Origin of the sequence: Apibacter muscae (assembly GCF_007845635.1) — a bacterium.
Lineage (GTDB): Bacteria > Bacteroidota > Bacteroidia > Flavobacteriales > Weeksellaceae > Apibacter > Apibacter muscae.
Genome location: NZ_SELG01000042.1, coordinates 1 through 20534, shown reverse-complemented (window position 1 = coordinate 20534; position 20534 = coordinate 1). Strand labels below are relative to the sequence as shown.

General features: G+C 32.3%; 16 protein-coding genes. 7 read left to right on the top strand and 9 right to left on the bottom strand.

Translation table 11 applies throughout. The features are described from left to right. Window positions 1-122 precede the first annotated feature (122 nt). The 9 genes from ETU08_RS11330 to ETU08_RS11290 all read right to left on the bottom strand — a co-directional run bounded on the left by ETU08_RS11330 (window position 123) and on the right by ETU08_RS11290 (window position 8015). Complete coding sequence (locus ETU08_RS11330) at window positions 123-1031, bottom strand: EamA family transporter (RefSeq protein ID WP_146263150.1); 909 nt, start codon at window positions 1029-1031, stop codon at window positions 123-125. A gap of 182 nt (window positions 1032-1213) precedes the next feature. Beyond that, entirely contained in the window at window positions 1214-1933 is a 720-nt protein-coding gene (locus ETU08_RS11325; protein WP_146263149.1) for a lycopene cyclase domain-containing protein, read from the bottom strand. Next, window positions 1930-2388, bottom strand: a complete 459-nt coding sequence (locus ETU08_RS11320; protein WP_146263148.1) for a sterol desaturase family protein — start codon at window positions 2386-2388, stop codon at window positions 1930-1932. The genes ETU08_RS11325 and ETU08_RS11320 overlap by 4 nt, the downstream gene beginning before the upstream one ends. A 1-nt stretch (window position 2389) precedes the next feature. Beyond that, window positions 2390-2857 carry an SRPBCC family protein gene (locus tag ETU08_RS11315; protein ID WP_146263147.1) on the bottom strand — a complete coding sequence of 156 codons (468 nt, stop codon included), beginning with the start codon at window positions 2855-2857 and terminating at the stop codon, window positions 2390-2392. A gap of 78 nt (window positions 2858-2935) precedes the next feature. Further along, window positions 2936-3772, bottom strand: coding sequence for a phytoene/squalene synthase family protein (locus ETU08_RS11310; protein WP_146263146.1), 837 nt, complete (start codon window positions 3770-3772; stop codon window positions 2936-2938). Window positions 3773-3777: 5 nt separating this feature from the next. After that, window positions 3778-5247: a phytoene desaturase family protein gene (locus ETU08_RS11305; RefSeq protein WP_146263145.1), complete on the bottom strand. Its 1470-nt coding sequence runs from the start codon at window positions 5245-5247 to the stop codon at window positions 3778-3780. Window positions 5248-5564: 317 nt separating this feature from the next. Beyond that, window positions 5565-6644, bottom strand: a complete 1080-nt coding sequence (gene prfA / locus ETU08_RS11300) for a peptide chain release factor 1 (protein ID WP_146263144.1) — start codon at window positions 6642-6644, stop codon at window positions 5565-5567. A 77-nt stretch (window positions 6645-6721) separates the two neighbouring features. Continuing rightward, window positions 6722-7183: a CvpA family protein gene (locus tag ETU08_RS11295; RefSeq protein WP_146263143.1), complete on the bottom strand. Its 462-nt coding sequence runs from the start codon at window positions 7181-7183 to the stop codon at window positions 6722-6724. Between the two features lie 4 nt (window positions 7184-7187). Next, window positions 7188-8015 (bottom strand): prephenate dehydratase, encoded by an 828-nt coding sequence (locus tag ETU08_RS11290; protein ID WP_146263142.1) that lies wholly within the window; start codon window positions 8013-8015, stop codon window positions 7188-7190. Between the two features lie 73 nt (window positions 8016-8088). Here ETU08_RS11290 and ETU08_RS11285 point away from each other — a divergent pair, with 73 nt between their 5' ends. The 7 genes from ETU08_RS11285 to ETU08_RS11250 all read left to right on the top strand — a co-directional run bounded on the left by ETU08_RS11285 (window position 8089) and on the right by ETU08_RS11250 (window position 20425). Continuing rightward, complete coding sequence (locus ETU08_RS11285) at window positions 8089-8784, top strand: ABC transporter ATP-binding protein (RefSeq protein ID WP_146263141.1); 696 nt, start codon at window positions 8089-8091, stop codon at window positions 8782-8784. A 428-nt stretch (window positions 8785-9212) separates the two neighbouring features. Next, the gene (locus ETU08_RS11280; protein ID WP_146263140.1) at window positions 9213-11132 is read left to right on the top strand and encodes a type VI secretion system Vgr family protein; all 1920 of its coding nucleotides are present in this window, start codon (window positions 9213-9215) and stop codon (window positions 11130-11132) included. A gap of 15 nt (window positions 11133-11147) precedes the next feature. Further along, window positions 11148-12263 carry a polymorphic toxin type 44 domain-containing protein gene (locus ETU08_RS11275; protein ID WP_185145324.1) on the top strand — a complete coding sequence of 372 codons (1116 nt, stop codon included), beginning with the start codon at window positions 11148-11150 and terminating at the stop codon, window positions 12261-12263. Next, a complete protein-coding gene (locus tag ETU08_RS11270; protein WP_185145323.1) occupies window positions 12260-12766 on the top strand; it encodes a hypothetical protein in 507 nt (168 codons plus the stop codon). The genes ETU08_RS11275 and ETU08_RS11270 overlap by 4 nt, the downstream gene beginning before the upstream one ends. Before the next feature lie 1124 nt (window positions 12767-13890). After that, on the top strand, window positions 13891-14346 hold the full coding sequence (locus ETU08_RS11260; RefSeq protein ID WP_146263136.1) for a hypothetical protein: 456 nt from the start codon (window positions 13891-13893) through the stop codon (window positions 14344-14346). A gap of 1016 nt (window positions 14347-15362) precedes the next feature. After that, window positions 15363-16247, top strand: a complete 885-nt coding sequence (locus tag ETU08_RS11255; protein ID WP_146263135.1) for a hypothetical protein — start codon at window positions 15363-15365, stop codon at window positions 16245-16247. Between the two features lie 11 nt (window positions 16248-16258). After that, the gene (locus ETU08_RS11250; protein ID WP_146263134.1) at window positions 16259-20425 is read left to right on the top strand and encodes a PAAR-like protein; all 4167 of its coding nucleotides are present in this window, start codon (window positions 16259-16261) and stop codon (window positions 20423-20425) included. Window positions 20426-20534 lie beyond the last annotated feature (109 nt).

The window sequence follows — 20534 nt, the reverse complement described above, 5'->3', positions numbered from 1 at the left end:
ACAAATATTTCATTAAACGAAAATATATTTTATATCTATAATAATTTACAATAAATTAATATAGATATATTCACAAATATTATTTCCTTATAGATATACTAATATTATTTATTCTTTTTAAATCAATTACTAGTTTTATTGGATCTCAGCAAAGGAATATTTAAAAAAACTACCGACAATAGAATTAATAGTATGCCCACCCATTGTATATAATTTATATTTTCTGATAAAATTATTTTAGCAGCAATAACTGAAGTCGGAAGTTCTATAGAGGCGACTATGCTACCTACCCCAATACCAACCACAGGCATGTGACTTGAAAATAAGGAAGTAGCTAATATAGTACCGAAAAAGGCAATGATTAAACCCCACTTATAAAAAATGGATGGATGGAACGGTTCGTTTACCAATTCATGGCTCCAAATTAAACTAACCATAAGGCTCGCCCCAAATAATAAACAAGCAGGCCTTAGTGTTGGAGGTACATTTACGCTAATTTTATTGGTGGAAAATAATGAAAAGGTATAGGATACGGCAGCTAAAAAGCCAAAAGTTAATCCTAAAAAATTTAGTTGTTCTTTCTTGTGCTCTAAAATGTTTGTAGCTAAAAAGGTACCCACCAGTATGGTTAAAATTGCTATAATTTCAACAATAGAAGGTTTCTTCTTATTCACTATAAAATCTACTACTGAACCCATCCATACTGCTTGCATAAGTAGCACGGTACAAATGGCTACAGGTATTCCCAAACGTACTGCTTGATAAAAAAAAGTATTGGTAAATGCAAATGAGCAGCCACATATCATTAGCTTTATAATATCCTTTTTTGTATATAAATAGTTCTTATATTTATTTTGAGAGATAAAATAAATAAGTAAAAGTCCTAAAAAACCTATAAGTGCTTGAGAAATGATTATTTCAGCAGTGTTATAATGTTGTTGGTATGCCAACCTTACAAAAATTGCTACCATTCCATAACATGAAGATGCAAAAGCTACGCAAAGTAAGGATTTGATGTATTTTAAATTCAAGGAGTTAATTTTATTTTATACAAATTTATAAATAAAATTTCCGTAACCAATTTAATTGATATCTATAAATTTTTAGATTATTTAAATATTTATTAACCAGGTATTTATATTTAAAAAATTTCCACTCATCTAAATACATTATTTATCTTATTTTTATTATGATTATTTAGTTTAAAATTTATTTACTCATTAGGTTCAATTTTCCGCATCTTTAGATTTTTTTTGCTTGAATATTTTTTAAAAAAATATAATACCCATAAAAACTGTGTATAACCGTAAATTGCATCTTCTATTGGAATTGTACCCATTCTTACGCCCATATAACCTTTAGGATTATAATTCACAATGGGGTGATCCAAACCAAATCCTGTAAGAATTCCGTTTACTGGAAAAAAACCAAGCATAAGTATTGTAAATACAAATGATGCTTGAGAAATCCAATATGCACGGGCTATAAAATGTAAAAAAATAAGGGTAAGAATCGTTGCTAGTGTTGTTATTAAGGTATATATTTTTGGACTATATAATAAAGCTATAAGAGAGCATGTAACAATACTAAAAAAAACAATCATATTATTAAAACCTCTAAGCCATCGTATATTAAAAAATTTATCAATGCAGTAGTAGGTAAATATACAGGAAAAAGGTATACAAATAAAAAACAACCATTCCTCTATAGGTAAACCGGCTATAGTTATTCCTAGGGTATAACGGGTATCAAACCACCAAACACCTAAATGAGTAAAATAAACATCCCACAATATAAAGGGGATTGATGCGCATATGGCTGATTTGATAAAAACTCCAAAATATTTATTAAATTTTATTAAAGGATTAAATGAGGCTATCAAACATATTATTATAGTAAAAAATAATACAGTTATGTAAGTATAGGCAATCATTGAGTGTCAGATTTAGAATACATCTTAAAATATTTTATTGGTACAAATAAAAAACCAAAACATTCACCCTCGTACTTACCTATATATTTATGATGCTGTTTATGAGCCCTTCGAAGAGCTAGAAAATAGGGATTTTTAGTGTGCTTGAAAATTTTAATACGTTGATGTATAAATATATCATGAACAAAAAAATACGCCAAACCATACAACATGATTCCTAACCCTATATAAAAAAGAATATTAAAATTATTCAGACTTCCAAAGTACATAAGTGCTATGGTAGGAAGAGCAAATATGACAAAGAAATAATCATTTTTTTCTAAATTCCCGGGACTACTATGGTCGTGATGATCTTTATGTAATACCCACAAAAATCCATGCATTATATATTTATGTACCACCCAAGTAAATCCTTCCATGGAAAGAAAGGTTATAAGAACAACAAAAAAATTCATATTAGTTTAAATTTGAATTAAAAATTTTTTCCAGAATATTAAAACGATATTCAAAAATGCTTTTCAATTTATTTTTTATAAATATGTTATGAGCAAAAACTCCTAAAACTCCTAATGGTAGTTCGTAATCAACAGTATCTTTCATCAATACTCCTTGGCTTTTAGGGATGAATTCATGAAAATGATTCCAATATTTATAAGGTCCTTTTTCTTGAAAGTCAGTAAAACTTCTTTGATAGTCCACTTGTATAATTCTCGTTTGCCATTTTAAGGGAATATTTAACAATGGGGAAACTTTATAGTTAATAATCATACCTTCATAAATTTCATCATCTTCAAAATTAGTTAAAACCGTCAACCCTAAATCTTTAGGAGTAATTAAAGATAAATTTTTAGGCGATGAAAAAAATTCCCATGCTTCTTTGATATTACAATTTAGGTGTTGTTCTCTATAAAGTTGGTAATTCATGATCTATTTTTAAAGTTTTTTAGTGTCTATGATTAAAGCTTTCTTTAAACGTAATCCTTTTGCTATTAGTAAATTATCTTAATAAAAGGTTGTTTTGTGTCGTAAATAACTTTTAAATGCTACCCATGCTTTCTCTGTGTTCGGCACTCTTATTCTTTGAATTAAAATTTCATTGGAAGATTTACTTTTAATTTTTTTAAAAAGAGAAAAATAATATTTATAAGCTAAATAAACCCCAAATAATGAAGAATGAGGAAGTTTTTTTATACCAATTAAAGCTTCTTTAAATTCATTCTCAATTTCATTTTCAATTAAAACTTTCACTTGATTGTTAAATGCTTTTACATTAAGGTTTGGAAAATATGTTCTTCCTAATTCCCAATAATCATTTTTTAAATCCCTAAGAAAGTTTATTTTTTGAAATGCAGAACCTAACTTCATGGCATAGGGTTTTAAATCTTCATAAATTTTTTGATTTCCTTCGGTAAAAACTTTTAAACACATTAATCCTACCACTTCCGCAGATCCATGGATGTAAGTTTTATAAAGGTTGGAATCATAATTTATTTTTTTTAAATCCATTTCCATGCTTTGTAAAAATTCATCAATTAAATTTTTATCAATATCATACTTATGTACAGTTTGTTGAAAAGAATTAAGTATAGGATTAAGAGAAATTTTTTCATTCAAGGCTTCCTCAGTTTCTCTTTTTACATTCTGCAACATTTTTTCTTTATTAAAATCATGAAAACTATCCACAATTTCATCTACCAATCTTACATATCCATAAATCGCATAGATAGCTGAACGTATAGAAGGTTTTAGAGCTAAGATACCCATGGAAAAACTTGTACTATACTTTCTAGTAGTTAATTTACTAATAGAGAAAGAAAGTTCATCAAACAAGTGTTTCATAAATTCTAAAATTTAAGTTTTGATAATTCATGGGCGGCGATTTTTCCTGATAGTATACAGGGAGGAACTCCAGGGCCCGGAACTGTTAATTGCCCAGCATAGAATAGATTTTTTAAAATTTTATTTTTTATTTTAGGCTTTAAAACAGCCGTTTGTTCGAGTGTATTTGCCAATCCATAGGCATTGCCACCGTAAGCATGATAATCGGTAATAAAATCGCTTACACAATAACTTTTTTTAAACTCAATTTTATTTTGTAGATGGCTAACCCCTGTGTATTTTTCAATTCTCTGCAACATAATTTCTAAATATTTTTCCCTTACAGCTTCATTATCCTCTAATCCAATAGCTAAAGGCATCAACAAAAAGAGATTTTCTTTCCCTTCTGGAGCTACAAGATTATCTGTTTTTGAAGGGCAGGAAACATAAAACAAAGGTTTTTCTGGCCATCTTTTCTCATTGTAAATAGTATCTATGTGTTCGTCCAAGTCATTTTCAAAAAAAAGCGTATGATGTTGTAATTTTGGAATTTTTTGACTGATCCCTAAATAATAGATTAAACAAGAGGGAGCAAATGTCTTTTTTTTCCAAAAATTTTCTGTGTAATTATTATATCTTGGATTTAACAATGTTTCTGTGTGATGATAATCCGAGGAAGCTATAACCGCATCAAACTCATGAATTTTACCATCAATAATTAGTGATTTCACAAGATCATCTTTTGCATGAATGGCTTCAACGTTATGATTAAAATAAAATTTCACCCCTTGCTTTTCTGCTATGTCTTTCATAGCTAAAATAAGTTTATAAAATCCTCCTATAGGATACTTGGTTCCTAATGCATACCCCCCATAATTCATTAAACTATATAGGGCAGGAATTTTTTCGGGCGATGCACCCAAAAAAATTACAGGAAATTCCATTAAGGTTCTTAATTTTTTATCTTTAAAAAATTTACTTACATAACTTCTAAAATTTTCAAGTAAATTTATTTTTAAAGTACTTTTAAGGATTCTAAATGATAAAAACTCCAACCACGACAGGCAAGGTTTATTAACAAACTCTTTCATCCCAACCTCATATTTAAATTTTGCTTCTCTCATAAATTTTCTTAATTGAGCTGCTCCCCCCGGTTCATGGCTTTCAAATAAGTCCTCAAGTTCCTTTATGCTTTTAGGCACTTGTACAGTTTGGTCTGAAAAAATGATTTCAAATTGGGGGTCCAATGAAATTAGAGTGAAGAAATCAGAGGTTTTACAGTTAAAATCCGTAAAAAAATCTTCTATAAGGTCAGGCATCCAATACCAACTAGGTCCCATATCAAAAATATAGCCTTCCTTACTTTTAAATTGTCTTGCCCTACCCCCGGGCTGCGAATGTTTTTCAAAAACATGTACCTCGTAGCCTTGTCTAGCCGCATAAGCAGAAGCCGATAATCCAGAGATCCCAGAACCTATAATTGCTACTTTCTTCATTGGTAAAATTTTATATTATTAACCCAGCAATAAACTTTACGAACTTATTTTAACTTTCAATTCTTGATTAACCTTATTAAAATCCACGCGTAAAGGTTATTAAATAAAATAAGCTTACTAATTAAAAATATTCTAATTTTATTTCATAAAACTAAATATTAATAGATATTAAATTATATTTTGGGATAAATATAAAGATTTTATTTTATACTTATAAAGAATATTCGTAAACTAATTAAAATAAAAAAAGGCGAAATAAAATTTCGCCTTTTTTTATTTGCTTCTGTTTGAATATATTAAATAGAAGATGAAACTTCTTATTCCTCCTCTCCTTTTAATTTTTCTGCATTTTCTGCAATTTTTAAAGAGTCAATCATTTCTTCAATATCCCCATTCATGAAATTATCCAAATTATATATAGATTTATTAATTCTATGATCAGTTACCCGTCCCTGCGGGTAATTATAAGTCCGAATTTTAGCCGATCGATCTCCGGTCGAAACCATAGTCTTTCTCTGAGAAGATATTTTATCTAAGTGTTCTTGCAGTTTAATATCATACAATTTATTTCGGAGCATTTGCAAAGCCATTTCTCTATTGGCGTGTTGCGAACGTGCTACCTGACATTGAATCATTATACCCGTAGGTTTATGAAACAACTGCACTTTAGTTTCAACCTTGTTTACGTTCTGTCCTCCAGCACCACTGGAACGAGCCGTTTGAAATTCCAAATCAGCGGGATTAATTTCAACATCCACCTCTTCCGCTTCAGGCAATACTGCCACTGTAATGGCAGAGGTATGTACCCTACCCTGGGATTCTGTTTCCGGAACCCTCTGCACTCTATGTACACCGGATTCAAACTTCATAGTACCAAAAGCTCCTTCCCCGCTAACATTGACAATCATCTCCTTGTAACCTTTTACACTACCTTCTGTAGCATCTACTACTTCAAAATTCCATCCCTTTTGTCTCCAATACATAGAATACATACGAAAGACATCTTCAACGAAAATAGCAGATTCATCTCCACCAGTTCCGGCTCGCAATTCCACCGTTATATTTTTATCGTCTTCCGGATCCTTAGGAATAAGCATAAATTTTATATTCTCCTCCATAGAAGGGATCAACCCTAGGGCAGAATTTTTTTCTTCTTTCGCCAACTCTACCATTTCCGCATCTGCACCTTCTTTAATAATTTCATCTGCATCTGAAATTGTATTCAGAAGAGTTTTATATTCTTTATAAACATCTACCAGCTTACCTAAATCTTTGTATTCTTTATTAAGTTGTGCGTATCGTTTTTGGTCGGAGATTATATTGGGCTGAATGATTAAATCGGCAACCTCGTCAAAACGTTGCTTAATCGCTTCTAGTTTGGGTACTAAATCTGACATATGTTATGAATTCAATAAGTTCGCAAAGGTACAAAAATATCTGAACTGGAATTTGTTTTCCTTGGGGGCTGTTGGGATTATTTTAGGTAAGACCATAGAATGGAACGAAAAAGCCCCACCCCATCCATAAAATTTTGTGAAGTATTTTTCTCTGAAATAATACCAACCATTATCAACAAATAAGACACGAATAAACCTATAAGCAAGAACTTAAATCCTCCCAAAAGAAAACCAGCAATTCTATTGGTAAAGTTTAAACCTATCGCTTTTAACATATTTTCAATCCCCTTGGATAAAAATTTCACAGACAGGTAAATAACTAGAATTAATAGTATAAATGTTAGAGTTGTTGAAAAATCTGATGATAAAATTTTTTTTTCTACCAAATATTTATGAACCGGAGATAAAAATAAGCCAGCAGCAAAGTAGCCTAAAAATAATCCTGCTAGGGTGGAAATTTGTCTTAACAATCCTTTGGAATAGCCAAGAATCCCTCCAAAAATAACAAAACCTATAAACACCAATTCTGTTACACCCATGGAATTAAATTTTAAATTGTTTATACTCTCCTAAAACGTGAAGAAAACCGGTCACCTTTTTTATCTCTTCCAAAGCTTTGTAATAATGATCGTATCCTTTTTTATCGGAAACTACATCTACATGAAAGGAATATTGAAACACAGCTTCCGGCAAAGGCACCGATTGTATCTTGGTAATGTTCATCTCATGTTCAGCTAAAAGATTCAACACTTGGGCTAAACTCCCCATTTTATGGTTGGTCGCAAAATAAAGCGAAGCCTTATTAAAATGTTCAATTTTTTCTTTATGTTTGGAAAGCAAATAGAACCGAGTATAATTGTCCGCAACATCGTGAATATTTTTGGCAAGTACTTTTAGGTTATATCTTTCCGCCGCCAATTGTGAACCTATACCTGCTACCCCTTTCCAGTGGTTTTCAGAAATATTTTTAGCACAAGTAGCCGTATCGTCCTTGGCCAATTGCTTCCAATCTTCGTGCTTTTCTAAAAAATTTTGGCACTGCAATAAAGCCATCGGGTGCGTTTGCACTTCGCGGATCGTTTCTAGAGTTTCTGATTCTAATGCTAATAAATGATGATGAATGGGGATAACAACTTCCCCAACGATGTATAAATTATTTTTGGTAATTAATGTATAATTCGGAAGAATACTCCCTGCAATAGAATTTTCAATAGCCATCATTCCATAATCGGCCGTTCCTTGTATTATATCTTTAACCAAGGTATTAAAGCTAGGACTATCCACAATTTCCACCTCTTCTTCTTTAAAAAATTTTACCACAGCCTCATGGTGAAAAGATCCTTTAATTCCCTGTATCGATACTGATTTCATAAATATTTATTTATTCTTTTTTGTTTTATTAATATCTTTACAAAAAATATTAAATTTTATCTTTTAACTAAAAATGTCTGTAAAAATACAAAATCTTAAGAAAAGATATAAAGATCAGTGGGCTTTAGAGGATATTAATTTAGACATTAAGAAAGGAGAAATTGTAGGTTTGCTAGGACCCAACGGAGCCGGAAAAACTACTATGATGCGTGCCATCACCGGTTCCTTATCTATAGATGGTGGAAAAATTTGGATTCAGGGCTTAGACAACCAAGAAGAAGCTTTTAAAATTAAATCCCTTATTGGTTACTTACCCGAAAATAATCCTTTGTATACAGATATGTATGTAAAAGAGTACTTAACCTTTGTGGCAAATATACACCGTATAGATCCTAAAGAAATTGAAGGCGTTATTGAAAAGGTAGGTTTATCTCCCGAAAAGGGAAAGAAAATCAGCCAATTGTCTAAAGGCTACAAACAAAGAGTAGGCTTAGCACAAGCCATAATTTTTAATCCTGAAATATTAATTTTGGATGAGCCTACCAATGGGCTAGATCCTAACCAAATTATTGAAATCAGACAACTTATTCAAGAACTAGGTAAGGAAAAAACGGTCATACTTTCCACCCATATCATGCAGGAAGTGGAAGCTTTATGTTCTAGGGTAATTCTGCTTAATCATGGAAAAATAATTCAAGACAAATCCATTGAAGAATTTCAAAGTAAATTTACCAATCTAGAAGAAGCTTTTTTTGAATATACTCGTTAATTGGTAAGGAGCATTCGTAGTATTATTACTTTCCTTATTTGTATATAGATCCTAATCATATTCGTGATTAATTAATATGCAATAAGAGAAATACGCCCATTGGAGTAAATTAAGTTTTACAACTGCGAGTATAATATGCTTATAAAAACCAATAAAACTAAAAATCATATAATTTTTTGAGTATTAAACTTATAGTTATATAAAGTTAATTTTTGATTAGCTATATTCTTCTAAAACTTCTCATCTATAAAATTTACGAAGACTATATTTTGAATTTTAATCCCTAACTTATACATTATAGTTTAAATCATTAAAGAAAAATAAATGCCTATTTTCTTTAAAATTTACATATTTTAATTATATTTGCGATAAATAAACATTTATTTTATTTTAATTCCATGTTTTATTAATTTAAAAAAACAATTACTATGGCAAAAAAACCGGTCTTTGGTGACGGAAATCGTATGCTAACCGAAGAGGAAGCAGATTTACTACGCCACATCAGCCACAAGATCCCCACCTATGGAGGCAGCAAATCCAATTTATTTGAAAATTCATCCCTGGTTTCAGTGAAAGTGTTAATCAACGGCAAAGAATGTTTCAACGATACACATATAGAACTAGAACTCAAACAGTCCATTGGACACCCACATTCCTTTGAATTGATATGCGATCCGGATGAATTTCAAGAGAACGAAGCCTACTTGTTAGAAAATTCTCGCTTAGTTTTGGGCAAGCGCATAAGTTTTATGTTTTACCAATACGGGAAAGTACAACAAATGTTTACAGGAATCATCTCTAGAGTACAAACCAAAGTAGTTGAAAGCGTACGCCATGTTATCTTAAAAGGTTCCTGTCCCTCCGTATTAATGGAAAACGGCCCACACTGTGAAAGTTTTGAAGAAGTAACTTTTGAGCAATTACTAGCAGGAATAGCCACAAAATATCCCCAAAATTTGGTGCAGTTCAAAGTAAACCCCAATTTTAAAGGAAGCATACCCTACCTTAGTCAGTACCACGAAAGCGACTACGGATTTATCCAACGATTGGCAAAACAATTTGGCGAATACTTTTATTACAACGGCGAACAATTTGTATTTTCCGCCTGGGGAAGCAAGATTATAGAAATGATGGAAGGCGAAGACATCTACGATTTTGAATTAGGTATGGAAATGGGCACACAAGGATTTTCATACACTGCCTATGATCCTAAGCACGGAGAAGAAATACAAGTAGATTCCAAGAGTCATCCGGTTCAAAAAAGTGTAAATCCCTTTGAACAGTACGCCGACAATGTTTCCGAAGATTGGTTCAACCGAGTATCTCCCCAACAGCATTTGTACCCTAGCCTTTTGCCTAAAGGCAAAAATGGAATGGTGGAGGCCGCCGAAAGAGAACAACGCAGAAACCAAGGACTGGTTCGTATGAAAGCCAGAGGCAATAATCCCTCCCTACGCGTAGGAGATGTAGCCAAGATGTTTGTTTGGATGCCCGGGCATAAAATCTTTAAAAACGGTAGAGTTCCGGCAGAGAGTTATAAGGTTATTGAAATTGTCCATAAGTTTATAGACGGACATGGGTACGAACACCACTTTGTAGGAGTCCCTAAGGATGCGATAGTTCCACTAAACTACAACCCAACCGCCTACCCAAAGGCAGAGTTGCAACATGCCAAGGTTATGGATCATAAAGACCCACTGAAAATGGGCAGGCTACGCGTACAGTTTTCTTGGCAAAAAGCCAAAAACAGCCAAACCCCTTGGATACAAGTAATTCAGCCCCATGCAGGTTCTGGTAAAGGTACATATTTTACCCCCGAAATTGGGGAAACGGTATTGGTAGCTTTCCAAGGCGGTAACCCGGATGCACCGGTGGTGCTAGGAACAGCCTACAATGGCGGAGAAATTGCAAGGTATTACACAGAAGGAAATGATATTAAGGTGATTGAAACCCGGAGTGGAACCCGGATTGTGTTTAATGATGCGGAAGGAAAAGGTAGTATTTTAGTGGAAGATCCTAGTGGTAATCGTGTATTTTTAGATGGTAAAGGGAATATAAAAAGCGTAGCTCCAGAAACTATTTTTATGGAAGCTAAAAACATAGTCCTTTCTGCCTCCCAGAACATAAGCATAAGTGCCGGAGAAAATATTTCTACCCTAGCAGCTGAAGATTATAATCTAGCCGCTGGTAATATTTATGAAAGTGCTGGAGAAACACGTGAAAGCACAGCCTTAAATTTTAGCGAAACTTCTAAAAAAAGTGCCTATACAAGCAAGGAAGATGTAATTCATTTAGAAAGTGGTACCCTAGTAAAATCTAACAGTGCAAATCAAACCAGTTTGCATTAATAAATATTTATGGTTATGCATAAAGGAAATATCATACGAACTATTGGAGGAGAAAGTATAAAAAAAGCTAAAAAATCAATAACCCTTACTGCCACCCATGGAGATTTAACCTTTAATTCTCCCACCCAGGTGATTATGACTGGAAAGCAGGGAGGGGTACAATATTTGAGTGATTATACACCACCGTTACCTTTACGCGTAATGAAATTGGATGGTCCATATGATGAAAATGGAAAAAAGGTTACTATACTAGAAAAAGAAAAATGGTATAAATATAAAGTAATTCAGTTTAATCGCGCTCCCAAAGGATCTGAAATTAAAAATTTAAGATGGGCAAACCAATATGACGATAATAAAATAGATACTTATTTTCCTACTGTAATAGGTAAAAAAGAAGTTAGTTTTAGAATTCCTAATAAAGCAATAGTTTCAAAATTTACAGTTTATGCTTATTTTAAGCAACCAACTATTTCTGTTAGCGTAAGCACTTATGTAGAAAAACATAGTTGTAATTACATTGATGCAAATATTATAGCAGAATATATGGCAAAGGAGATGAATACGAATATTAAATCATCACATTGTGATTTAATTAAAATGTTTAATAATAAGTATTCAAACACCTATAATCTAAAGAAAAAATATGATTATTTTAGAAAAGCTTGCGTTTTATGGAAATCGCTGGTAAAGAAAGGTGCAATATGGGATCATAAAATCACTTTATTAGATATGCAAAATAAAAAAAATTGGTCTTGTGATAAAAAGTCATCAAAAGCGTTATTATATAATTATGATATTTGGTCAAATATACATTATGGTTTTGTAGGTAAGTACGTTGGATTTTCAGAGTTCACTCTTATAAATGGAGCTGGATATGCACAAATTGGAGATAATAACAAACCTCTAGATGAATGGAAAACATGGAAAGAATATCTTAAAAATAGAATTGAAGACTTTGGAGATTCAGATATTCTTGGAGGATTTGACGATCCTTCCGATCAACAGGCAATTAAAATAGGATTTCGTTTATTTGACAAACATATTGAGAATATACAGGCCAAAGATTTATTGGATGAAATTCAAATTACATTAGAAAAAAACAAACCTTTATCAGTAAAATTATGTATTTGATAAGAAAAATTTTTATTCTATTTATATTTATAAGTATATTAATATCTTGTCATAGTAAAAAACAATCACAAATACCTTCAGATAAGGAAATGATTGATTCATTTTTATTGAGGGAAAATGAGTTTAATAGTTTTAAAGAATATATATTTAATGACTCTGGTTTTAAAAATTATCCTCTAGTGAGAAATTTTAAAGATAGTTTAAAAATTAAGAATTTAGACTATGTAAAAAAAGTTAAGGAAAATTTAAATATTATAAGAGTATACAAAATAGATGATTATATAGAAATTACAACTTTTGAAAAAGGAAATTCTACTTGGGGCATTGAAAAAGGATATTATTATAAGAAAGGGAAAATGGATGATTTTCAACACAAATATAATTCTGAAAAAGTAGTGGAAGGAGATCTTTGGGAAGAATGTAGAAAAATTGGTGAAAATAATTTTACTGTTTATAAAAATATAAAAGGAAATTGGTATTTATTTTTAAGATATGATAAATAAATTCTACATCTTTCTTATATGTAAGTATAATTCCATGAAAGTTATATAGGGATTTTTGTAGTTGTTGCAATCACAGAGATAGTATTAGTTTTTCATTTGTTTCTAACAGTAAAAAATATCAAAATGAATAAACAGTAAATATATCGCAAAAATTAAAAAATATATAGTTTTTTTAATAAAGGGTATATTATAGCATTTGATTTATTAATTCTTCAAATTCTTTATTTTAGAAAATATAAATATTAGCGAAAGAAGATAATATATTTGATAATAGAAATTTATTATTAATTTAATTTTTTTTACCATTGATGAAATTTTATAAAAATATATTATTATTTATATACCTATATGGCTTATTGTGTTTTACCACATATCTTTCTATGTATGCATATTCCAGTGAGATATCCTCCTCCTGTTTAAAATGCTCTTATGAAAGAGATATTCTTTTATCCTCTTTTTATGTAAGTTTCCTTTTTATTCCGTTAATTATTTTTCATAAAAAAATAAATAAATGGTATCATAGATTGGTCATTGTAATCGTTTTTATACTGTTGGTTTTACTTAATAATTATAAAATTTTTGCAGATCGGGTTTCTTCATGGAGTAGTTATAGTTTTTTAGATGAACTTTTAAGTATATGGTCAATTTCATATCCGTACTTAACTATTGGATCTCTATTAGTATTTTTTTTTAATGAAATTATATAAACTTTAAACCAATAAAACAGAAAAATTTAATAAAAAGCAATAGATTCAAAAGAGGTTATACATGAATAATAAAAACTCTAAAAAAATTATACTAATTATTTTATTATTTTTTTCATTTATAATTAGCGTAATTGCATCATTACTAATTATATATAATTGGAATTCTTTTTTTAATAAAGAGAATAACATAGGTGAAGAATCTATGGGGATTATATTTTTTCAACAAGGAATTCTTCTTTTTTTTATTGATTTTACCTTAATTTTATTTCTTACGTTCTTATACAGAAAAATAAGAAAAAAAGAGAAAAAAGAATGATTTAACGACGATAAAAACCTAAAACTATTTTCCCTAAAAGTGGACATAGTTACGGTTCTAGGGTTAATTTAGAAGGAGATATAGCCGCTTATGTTGTTGGAATGGATGAGGATGAACCTAATAAAATTACAGATCCTACAAAATACTTTAAGTCAATTCATGAAGCTCTTAAAGATTATTTTGAAAAAAAAGGAGATAAACGAACCTATTATTTTATGGCTATGTTAGGAGAAGTAATAAAAAAAGATACAATATATTATTTCAAGGAAAAATTAATTGAAAAATGTGCTAATAAATTTGAAAATTTTGCTACTCCATCTCTAACTTTAAGAGATGCGAAAAATTTACCTGAAGCAATTAATTTCTTTAATCCTGCATCTAAGGAAATTGCTTCAATTTTTATAGAGGGATTAATACATGTTATTAAAAATCCTAAGAATATGATCACTGCTTATACGGATCCTGATCCCAAGCCTAAAGTTATTACTGTTAAAAGTAAAATTTCTGATAAATCGAAAGAGTATTATAAAAAATTAAAGAATATGGAAAAAATTTAAAAAAAAATTAAAATTTTAATTTACATGAAAAAAATATATTTATTTAAGTTGATTTTTAGCATTTTATTACTTTGCTTAACTTTTTTTCTTATAATAGATACTTTTTATTTACAAAAATTATTTTTAACAGGATTAATGCCCTATTTATTGTTTATAACCATAATATGGATATTTTTATTAATAATTGTTTTTATTATAAAATTTTTCATTAAAAAAAATAAAAAACTTTATTTTATATCCATCTTAATATCCATTATTGCATTATTCGTTCAATATGTATTCTTATTTATATTATCAGGGATAGCTTCAATATCAGATTGGTAAAATGGAAAAAAAGGGAATATTATACTTTTATTACTTGTTCTATTATTAGTATCTAGAAATTTTATTTTCATTTTTTTTATTTCATATAAATAAATTGAATCCTCCAATAACAATAAGAATAGATCGTAACTTTAACAATTTTTAAATCCTAAGGGTAAACAATACAGGAGTAGCTATCCATATTTATCCCCTAAAAATGGCATAAAACACCCTCCTCCTACCCTATTTAACTTCAACTTACCCATCTTTGGTTAATTTTACTATTTGGGTGATGGTTGCACTAATCGTTAACTTCTAAAGGAATCCCTCCCAATCATCTTCCTTTAAACCTAGAAATTGAATATACCCTAAGCCGATCCACTTGTCTTAAAAGTATAGGGAAAATTTAGGATTACCGCCTTTGGTGTATTTCCGATGGTTGGAATACTGCATAGCTAAATTTACTCTAGCCTTCCACTGAAGTATATCATAAGAGCGATAAGATTACATACTAATCCAAACCAACGGTTAGGAAAAGTAAATATTGTACCTTCTCCGAGAAGATAAAAAAAATCCTATTACCCGTATGGGAGAGTGAAATACCAAATAAACTATATGAATAAAAAATATTTTTGTTTAATTTTATAACAAATTATAAAATTCCACGTTTATAAGTCTTAAATGACTATATTTATGTAAAACTATTGTGTACTATGGAAGTTAAAGACTGGAAACATACCCGCCTATACAAGGTAAGCCATACGGTTGAAGTAAAGGAACGTTCCACCCTACTAAAAAGTGAAACTGCTTACGATTTGGGCATTCATTGTTCAACCCATCCGGAACTCAAACGCCGAATCTTTTCTAAAGAAAACCTGCACCTGAATGGGGCTTGGCCGAAGGATCCTACCGTACGGTTGTATGCACAACTGGAACTAGCCACTTATCCTTTAGAGATAGAGGTAGACGAAGAGGAAAATTTCCTTACATTGCCTACGTACCGTTTGTGGTTGACCCATTGGAAAAAGAAAGCCGATGCTTTGCTCTCGGAGCAGTACCACGGAGATTTTGCAGAAAGCCTGAAAGAGAATTTCTTGGTAACCATGGACACCGAAGAAAAACTAAAACAAAAACTGCAACAAGAAGCCTTTTGGAACCTGTTTTTCTTTAATTGCAACGAGGAAGATACACACCGCTTGCGATGGAATTTTTTAAAGCTGGGAAACGCAGCTTTTTCAGGAAGTTCCAAGGAAGAATCTGCCAAAGAAACCTATGGATTTCGGTTTCAAGGGCAGTTGGAGGAGATAAATGAAGATTTTACAAAGACCCTAAACGAAAAGTTGAAATTCCCTTGGCTTTCCAAAAATTATATACATGCCGCAGATTTGCAGGGCGAATGCACCATTCTAAGCCTTCGAGAGAAAGAAAATGGAAGATTGGAACACAAAAGCGCAGAAATTATTTTAAAATCTAAAAACAATCAGTATTTTTATAACGAAAAAATAGAAATCAAACATCAGGGAATTAGCTTACGGAAAATAGAGCCTTCCCATGCTTTTACTTTTTTCCTCTCGGAAAAAGAAGAAGAAACTAACTAAAGCGAAATACTATGCCTGAAAAATCAACCCAAGGAGAGATCGTTGTAGAGGGAGCCCAGTTGTTTTGCTCCAAAGGAGTAACCTCTAGCTTTCTTAAAGTGAGCCATGCCGAGGACGATAAATATTTAATCAATAATAAAAAAATAGCTACCTGGAACGAAGACAGTATCCAGCACATGAATTTTGGTGCTTGTACCCGCAGTTCCCCTCCACCCCAGTGCACCCCCAAAATCCAATGGACAAAATACTACGAAAATGCTGAGTTTGGAAAACGTAAGATTCTTATTGATAGTTCCGTGGGCAACTGCACCTGTGGAGGGGGTAAGGTAGAAATTAAGCGAAGCGGACAAAAGTTGCAACCGTCACGCGTGATGTATAAAAAGGTTAACCAAAATACTTACGACCTTTATGTTTTGAATGCAAAGGTAGCTTCCAGCAAAGGAAAAATAGCACCTGCAGTTACCCAAGTCCTCATCAAAAGCCCGTTAGATTTACCTATACCCGAAAACCGTGAAGTAAAGGTAGAAATGGGGGGACTAGTAACCAAAATAGTCTTAGAAGCACAAGTAAAATCTGGAGGAGATCCCGGTCTGGTCCATTGGGTGGTTTATGAGGGTGACACCCAAAAAAAACGTAGAATGACCTGGTTGGAACACGGCAAAGAATTTGTGGTTGATGTAAACCTATACCCTGAAGGGAAAACTACCTTTTATGCCTACGGCAAAACCCCTACGGGCAATGCCACCAAAGTAGTGATGCATCGTTTAAAAAATCAGTTGGAAGGAATTTCGGGCAATTCCACCGTACCTAAACATAATGTAAATACTTTTTCACCCCAATATACTTTTAAGAGATCGTTATTCTCATTCATCAAACCTATATGGAGGATCAAACAAGGGGAGCATGTAATTTTTAGCTCTGTTTGGCCCTTGTTACTCAACAACCAAAAACATATAAACGTAGCTATAAATCCCAATAGCCAAGCTTTATCGGTCTCATTTGCGAACTCGGGGGACTATACACTGGAATTGGAAGATTCTGACTTTAAGACCACTCGTACGCTTTCGGTTAAGGTAAAAAACCGATCGATTGACAGTATTGAAAACTTAGGCAAATCTAAAATTCGTAAAACCGAAAAAATACATTTAAAATGTACCGGTATTCACTATTCTTATACCGGGCTGGGCAATCGTGGGTTTTGGTACGCACGCAAGGACAACGGTACAGTTGTAGAACTGGGCTTATTAGAAAGCTTGCAATATACAATCCCCCAACTTCAATCGGTACTTGCTTCCAAGGTTTCCAACGAGGTAGAAAAAAATAAGATCCTCTCCTCTCCTTTCGGGATGTATAACTTTAGTGTTTTTGGAGAGAAGCAAACTCATGTAAGCAAAATTTCCTTTGGTTCCTCGGCAGATGTGGCACACATAGAAGTAGGAAAAAACCGCGTGGAAAGCATAGAGGGTCCTAGTGTACTACCGTTAAAGGCCAAAGCCAAATTTAAGGTACGTACCTTTCTGCCTTTAATTCCGGAAGAAAGGGTGGAATGGCAATTGCTAGATCCTGCCTTGGTGCAAACTTCTACCCCGGGGGTTGACGAGGTTTTTATACAGGCTTTGCAACCTACGGAAGCGGAGATCAATGTCTATTTACGCGGGGCGGAGGTCTCCCAAGCTCCTTTGCCCACACCTTGGAAAATTAAAGCCAGCCACTTGCTTTTCAACCAAGCTTTGTGGTGTTATGCCAACGGAAAGAGAAGAACGGAAACCGGTTGGGACGAGGAAAATTATATACATCTTTCTTTGGAGGGATTCCCGCTTCTTCCGGTGAAGTTTAAAGTGTTTATTAAGTTTCCCAACGTTCCTTTAGAAAACAGTTTAAGTAACAGCTATTGCTTTCTAAAGGAAATAGAGGCTACTTTGAACGATAAGGGCAGTTGCCAGGTTTCTTTTACGGCGGACGAAGAAATAAAAAAGAAGGTGGAAGACTACGGGAGCTTTTATGGTTTTACGGATGCTCGTCTCTTTTTTACGGTGGAACTGGGTAAAAATGATTCGCTGGATCTTACAGAGGTTGGTTTGTACCACAAGGACAACCCCGAACAAGCCCTTCCTTCGGCTCAAGTAGAGGGTAAAACCCTATTTTTTGTTTTGGACCCGAACGAAGATCTGTTGCTTCCTGCTCCGGAGCGTATAACCGCTATAAACTTTTCCAACGAGGCGCAAGACGACATTCAGGTAGGGGTTACCCGATACGGCATTACCCACCGCATTTGGGTGAATACCGTGGGCATGCCCAAAGCCAAACTAACGGTAAAGGTGTACAAAACTTTGTTACCGGTGGATATGAAGGAAACCTACCACCCAGAAAGCCAAGCTTTCCAGACTGCCCAAGAGGTAAAAACTTATGAGGAAGAAGTAGTGGGCACCGACGGACTTCTTAACCTAGAATTTACGCCTAAAAAAGAAGATGCCGACGGGGATCCTCAATTGTTTTTTGTTAAGGTTTTTAAAACAATTACCCTTGAGGATTCCTCCACTCGTTTAGAGCCGATCGGCTCTCAATTGGATATCAACCTTTCTTTACCTTTTGCAGAGGAAATTTCTAAAGACTGCGATCGCTTGGGCATTTCCCTACCTACCCTAGAAGAAGGGCAAGACCCTACCGAAGAGCAATTGAAGGAAATTATAGGTAAGTTTATGCATTTTAAAAACCCGCTCTATGTCTCCGAAACCGGTACCATTACCGACCGAGATATTATTTCTCCCGTTTTGGTGGAACGTGGGGAAAGTACTAAAACAAGAACCTGCTATTGTGATAGAGATTTTACAGAAGAGGAAGTTAAGTCTTTAGTAAAAACCATAAAAGGAAAGGAAATAATTTGGGAAGGACTAACTGAATCATGTTTAATAGAAGATAAAAGTTTTAAGAGCTTAACATTTGAACTAAATAAAATGTTTCGTAAGTATAAAATTAATAAGTGTATACAAAAAATCACTTTTTTAGCACAAGTAAATGCAGAAACTGGATTTTTCACATTATCCCATGAAGAAAAAAGTAAATTTAAATCAAGTCAATCTATTTATAAAGGAAGGGGGTTAATACAATTAACAGGAAATTTGAATAAATCTAAGACTGCTTATGATGAACCTGGAGTTTATGAAACTTATGGGAGCTATTTGGGAGATAAGAATAAATTTATAAAAAACCCTGATTTAATTGCTACTAATTTACATTATACTGTAGATAGTGCCGGCTGGGAATGGGAAGTATCAAAAAAAGTTCCTAATTGGAATGATGACCCTAACAAGGACACCAAAGTGACAAAAGAAATCAAAAAATGGAAACGAAAAAATTTCTCCAAAGGATTAGGGAAAAGTTTAAATGGATTAGCTTTAGTTATGGAAGAAACAGCGGAAGAAGAAAAATATTTTTGGTTACAATCAAAAATGCTAAACGGTTATACTTTAACTCATAAAGATAAACCAGACCCTCATGGATGGGATAAAAGAAAAGAAGCTCTACAAAAATTAAAGACTTGGTTCAAATATGATAAAAAGGTTTGTAATGAAGAAAAATCTTTAATATTTAATAATATTGAGGGAGATATGCCTCCTTGGTTAAAGATTGCTATAAATGAAGAAAAAAAGAATATAAGAGAGAAAACACACTGCCAATATATTATTGATACTTATCATGCAAGTACTGATAATGCAAAAATGAGCCAATGTTCAGGATCTAGAAATGGAGCTGCATGGTGTGCAGCTTTTGTAAATTATTGTATTAAAACTTCTGGTTATACTTCTCAACAAGATCCTGGTGCTACATGGTATAAAGATATTTACAGAGTAAAAAGGAATAAAACAGGTCCATATCTTACTCAAGAAATTTGGGCTAATAAATATACTACAATGTATATTGGAGGGATTATTGTTTGGGCAAATAATGGGCATACTGCTTTCATTGTCGGTATTGATAAGAGCAACAAAAATAATTATATTATACTAGGGGGGAATCAAGATGATGGGGTTAGATTTTGGACTGCACCTAAAACAAAAATTCATTCTTTTTGTTTATTTCCAATAGATTATAAAGGGAATTTATTGCCATTAAAAGAAATTGAACCATCTGATATTAGTCCTAATGCTATTAAATATAAAGAAGGAGGAACAGCTTAATCATAAAACAATGAAAAATAATTTTTTAATACTAACCTTACTGATGATTATTTGTATTAATTGTCAAACTAATTCTGATAAAATAAATATGAATATAATTGAAAAACAA

Coding starts and splice junctions, on each gene's coding strand:
- prfA (WP_146263144.1), bottom strand. CDS start 6,644: ATGTCAGATTTAGTACCCAAACTAGAAGCGATTAAGCAACGTTTTGAC.
- ETU08_RS11320 (WP_146263148.1), bottom strand. CDS start 2,388: ATGAATTTTTTTGTTGTTCTTATAACCTTTCTTTCCATGGAAGGATTT.
- ETU08_RS11295 (WP_146263143.1), bottom strand. CDS start 7,183: ATGGGTGTAACAGAATTGGTGTTTATAGGTTTTGTTATTTTTGGAGGG.
- ETU08_RS11315 (WP_146263147.1), bottom strand. CDS start 2,857: ATGAATTACCAACTTTATAGAGAACAACACCTAAATTGTAATATCAAA.
- ETU08_RS11325 (WP_146263149.1), bottom strand. CDS start 1,933: ATGATTGCCTATACTTACATAACTGTATTATTTTTTACTATAATAATA.
- ETU08_RS11250 (WP_146263134.1), top strand. CDS start 16,259: ATGCCTGAAAAATCAACCCAAGGAGAGATCGTTGTAGAGGGAGCCCAG.
- ETU08_RS11310 (WP_146263146.1), bottom strand. CDS start 3,772: ATGAAACACTTGTTTGATGAACTTTCTTTCTCTATTAGTAAATTAACT.
- ETU08_RS11260 (WP_146263136.1), top strand. CDS start 13,891: ATGGATGAGGATGAACCTAATAAAATTACAGATCCTACAAAATACTTT.
- ETU08_RS11285 (WP_146263141.1), top strand. CDS start 8,089: ATGTCTGTAAAAATACAAAATCTTAAGAAAAGATATAAAGATCAGTGG.
- ETU08_RS11305 (WP_146263145.1), bottom strand. CDS start 5,247: ATGAAGAAAGTAGCAATTATAGGTTCTGGGATCTCTGGATTATCGGCT.
- ETU08_RS11290 (WP_146263142.1), bottom strand. CDS start 8,015: ATGAAATCAGTATCGATACAGGGAATTAAAGGATCTTTTCACCATGAG.
- ETU08_RS11280 (WP_146263140.1), top strand. CDS start 9,213: ATGGCAAAAAAACCGGTCTTTGGTGACGGAAATCGTATGCTAACCGAA.
- ETU08_RS11275 (WP_185145324.1), top strand. CDS start 11,148: ATGCATAAAGGAAATATCATACGAACTATTGGAGGAGAAAGTATAAAA.
- ETU08_RS11255 (WP_146263135.1), top strand. CDS start 15,363: ATGGAAGTTAAAGACTGGAAACATACCCGCCTATACAAGGTAAGCCAT.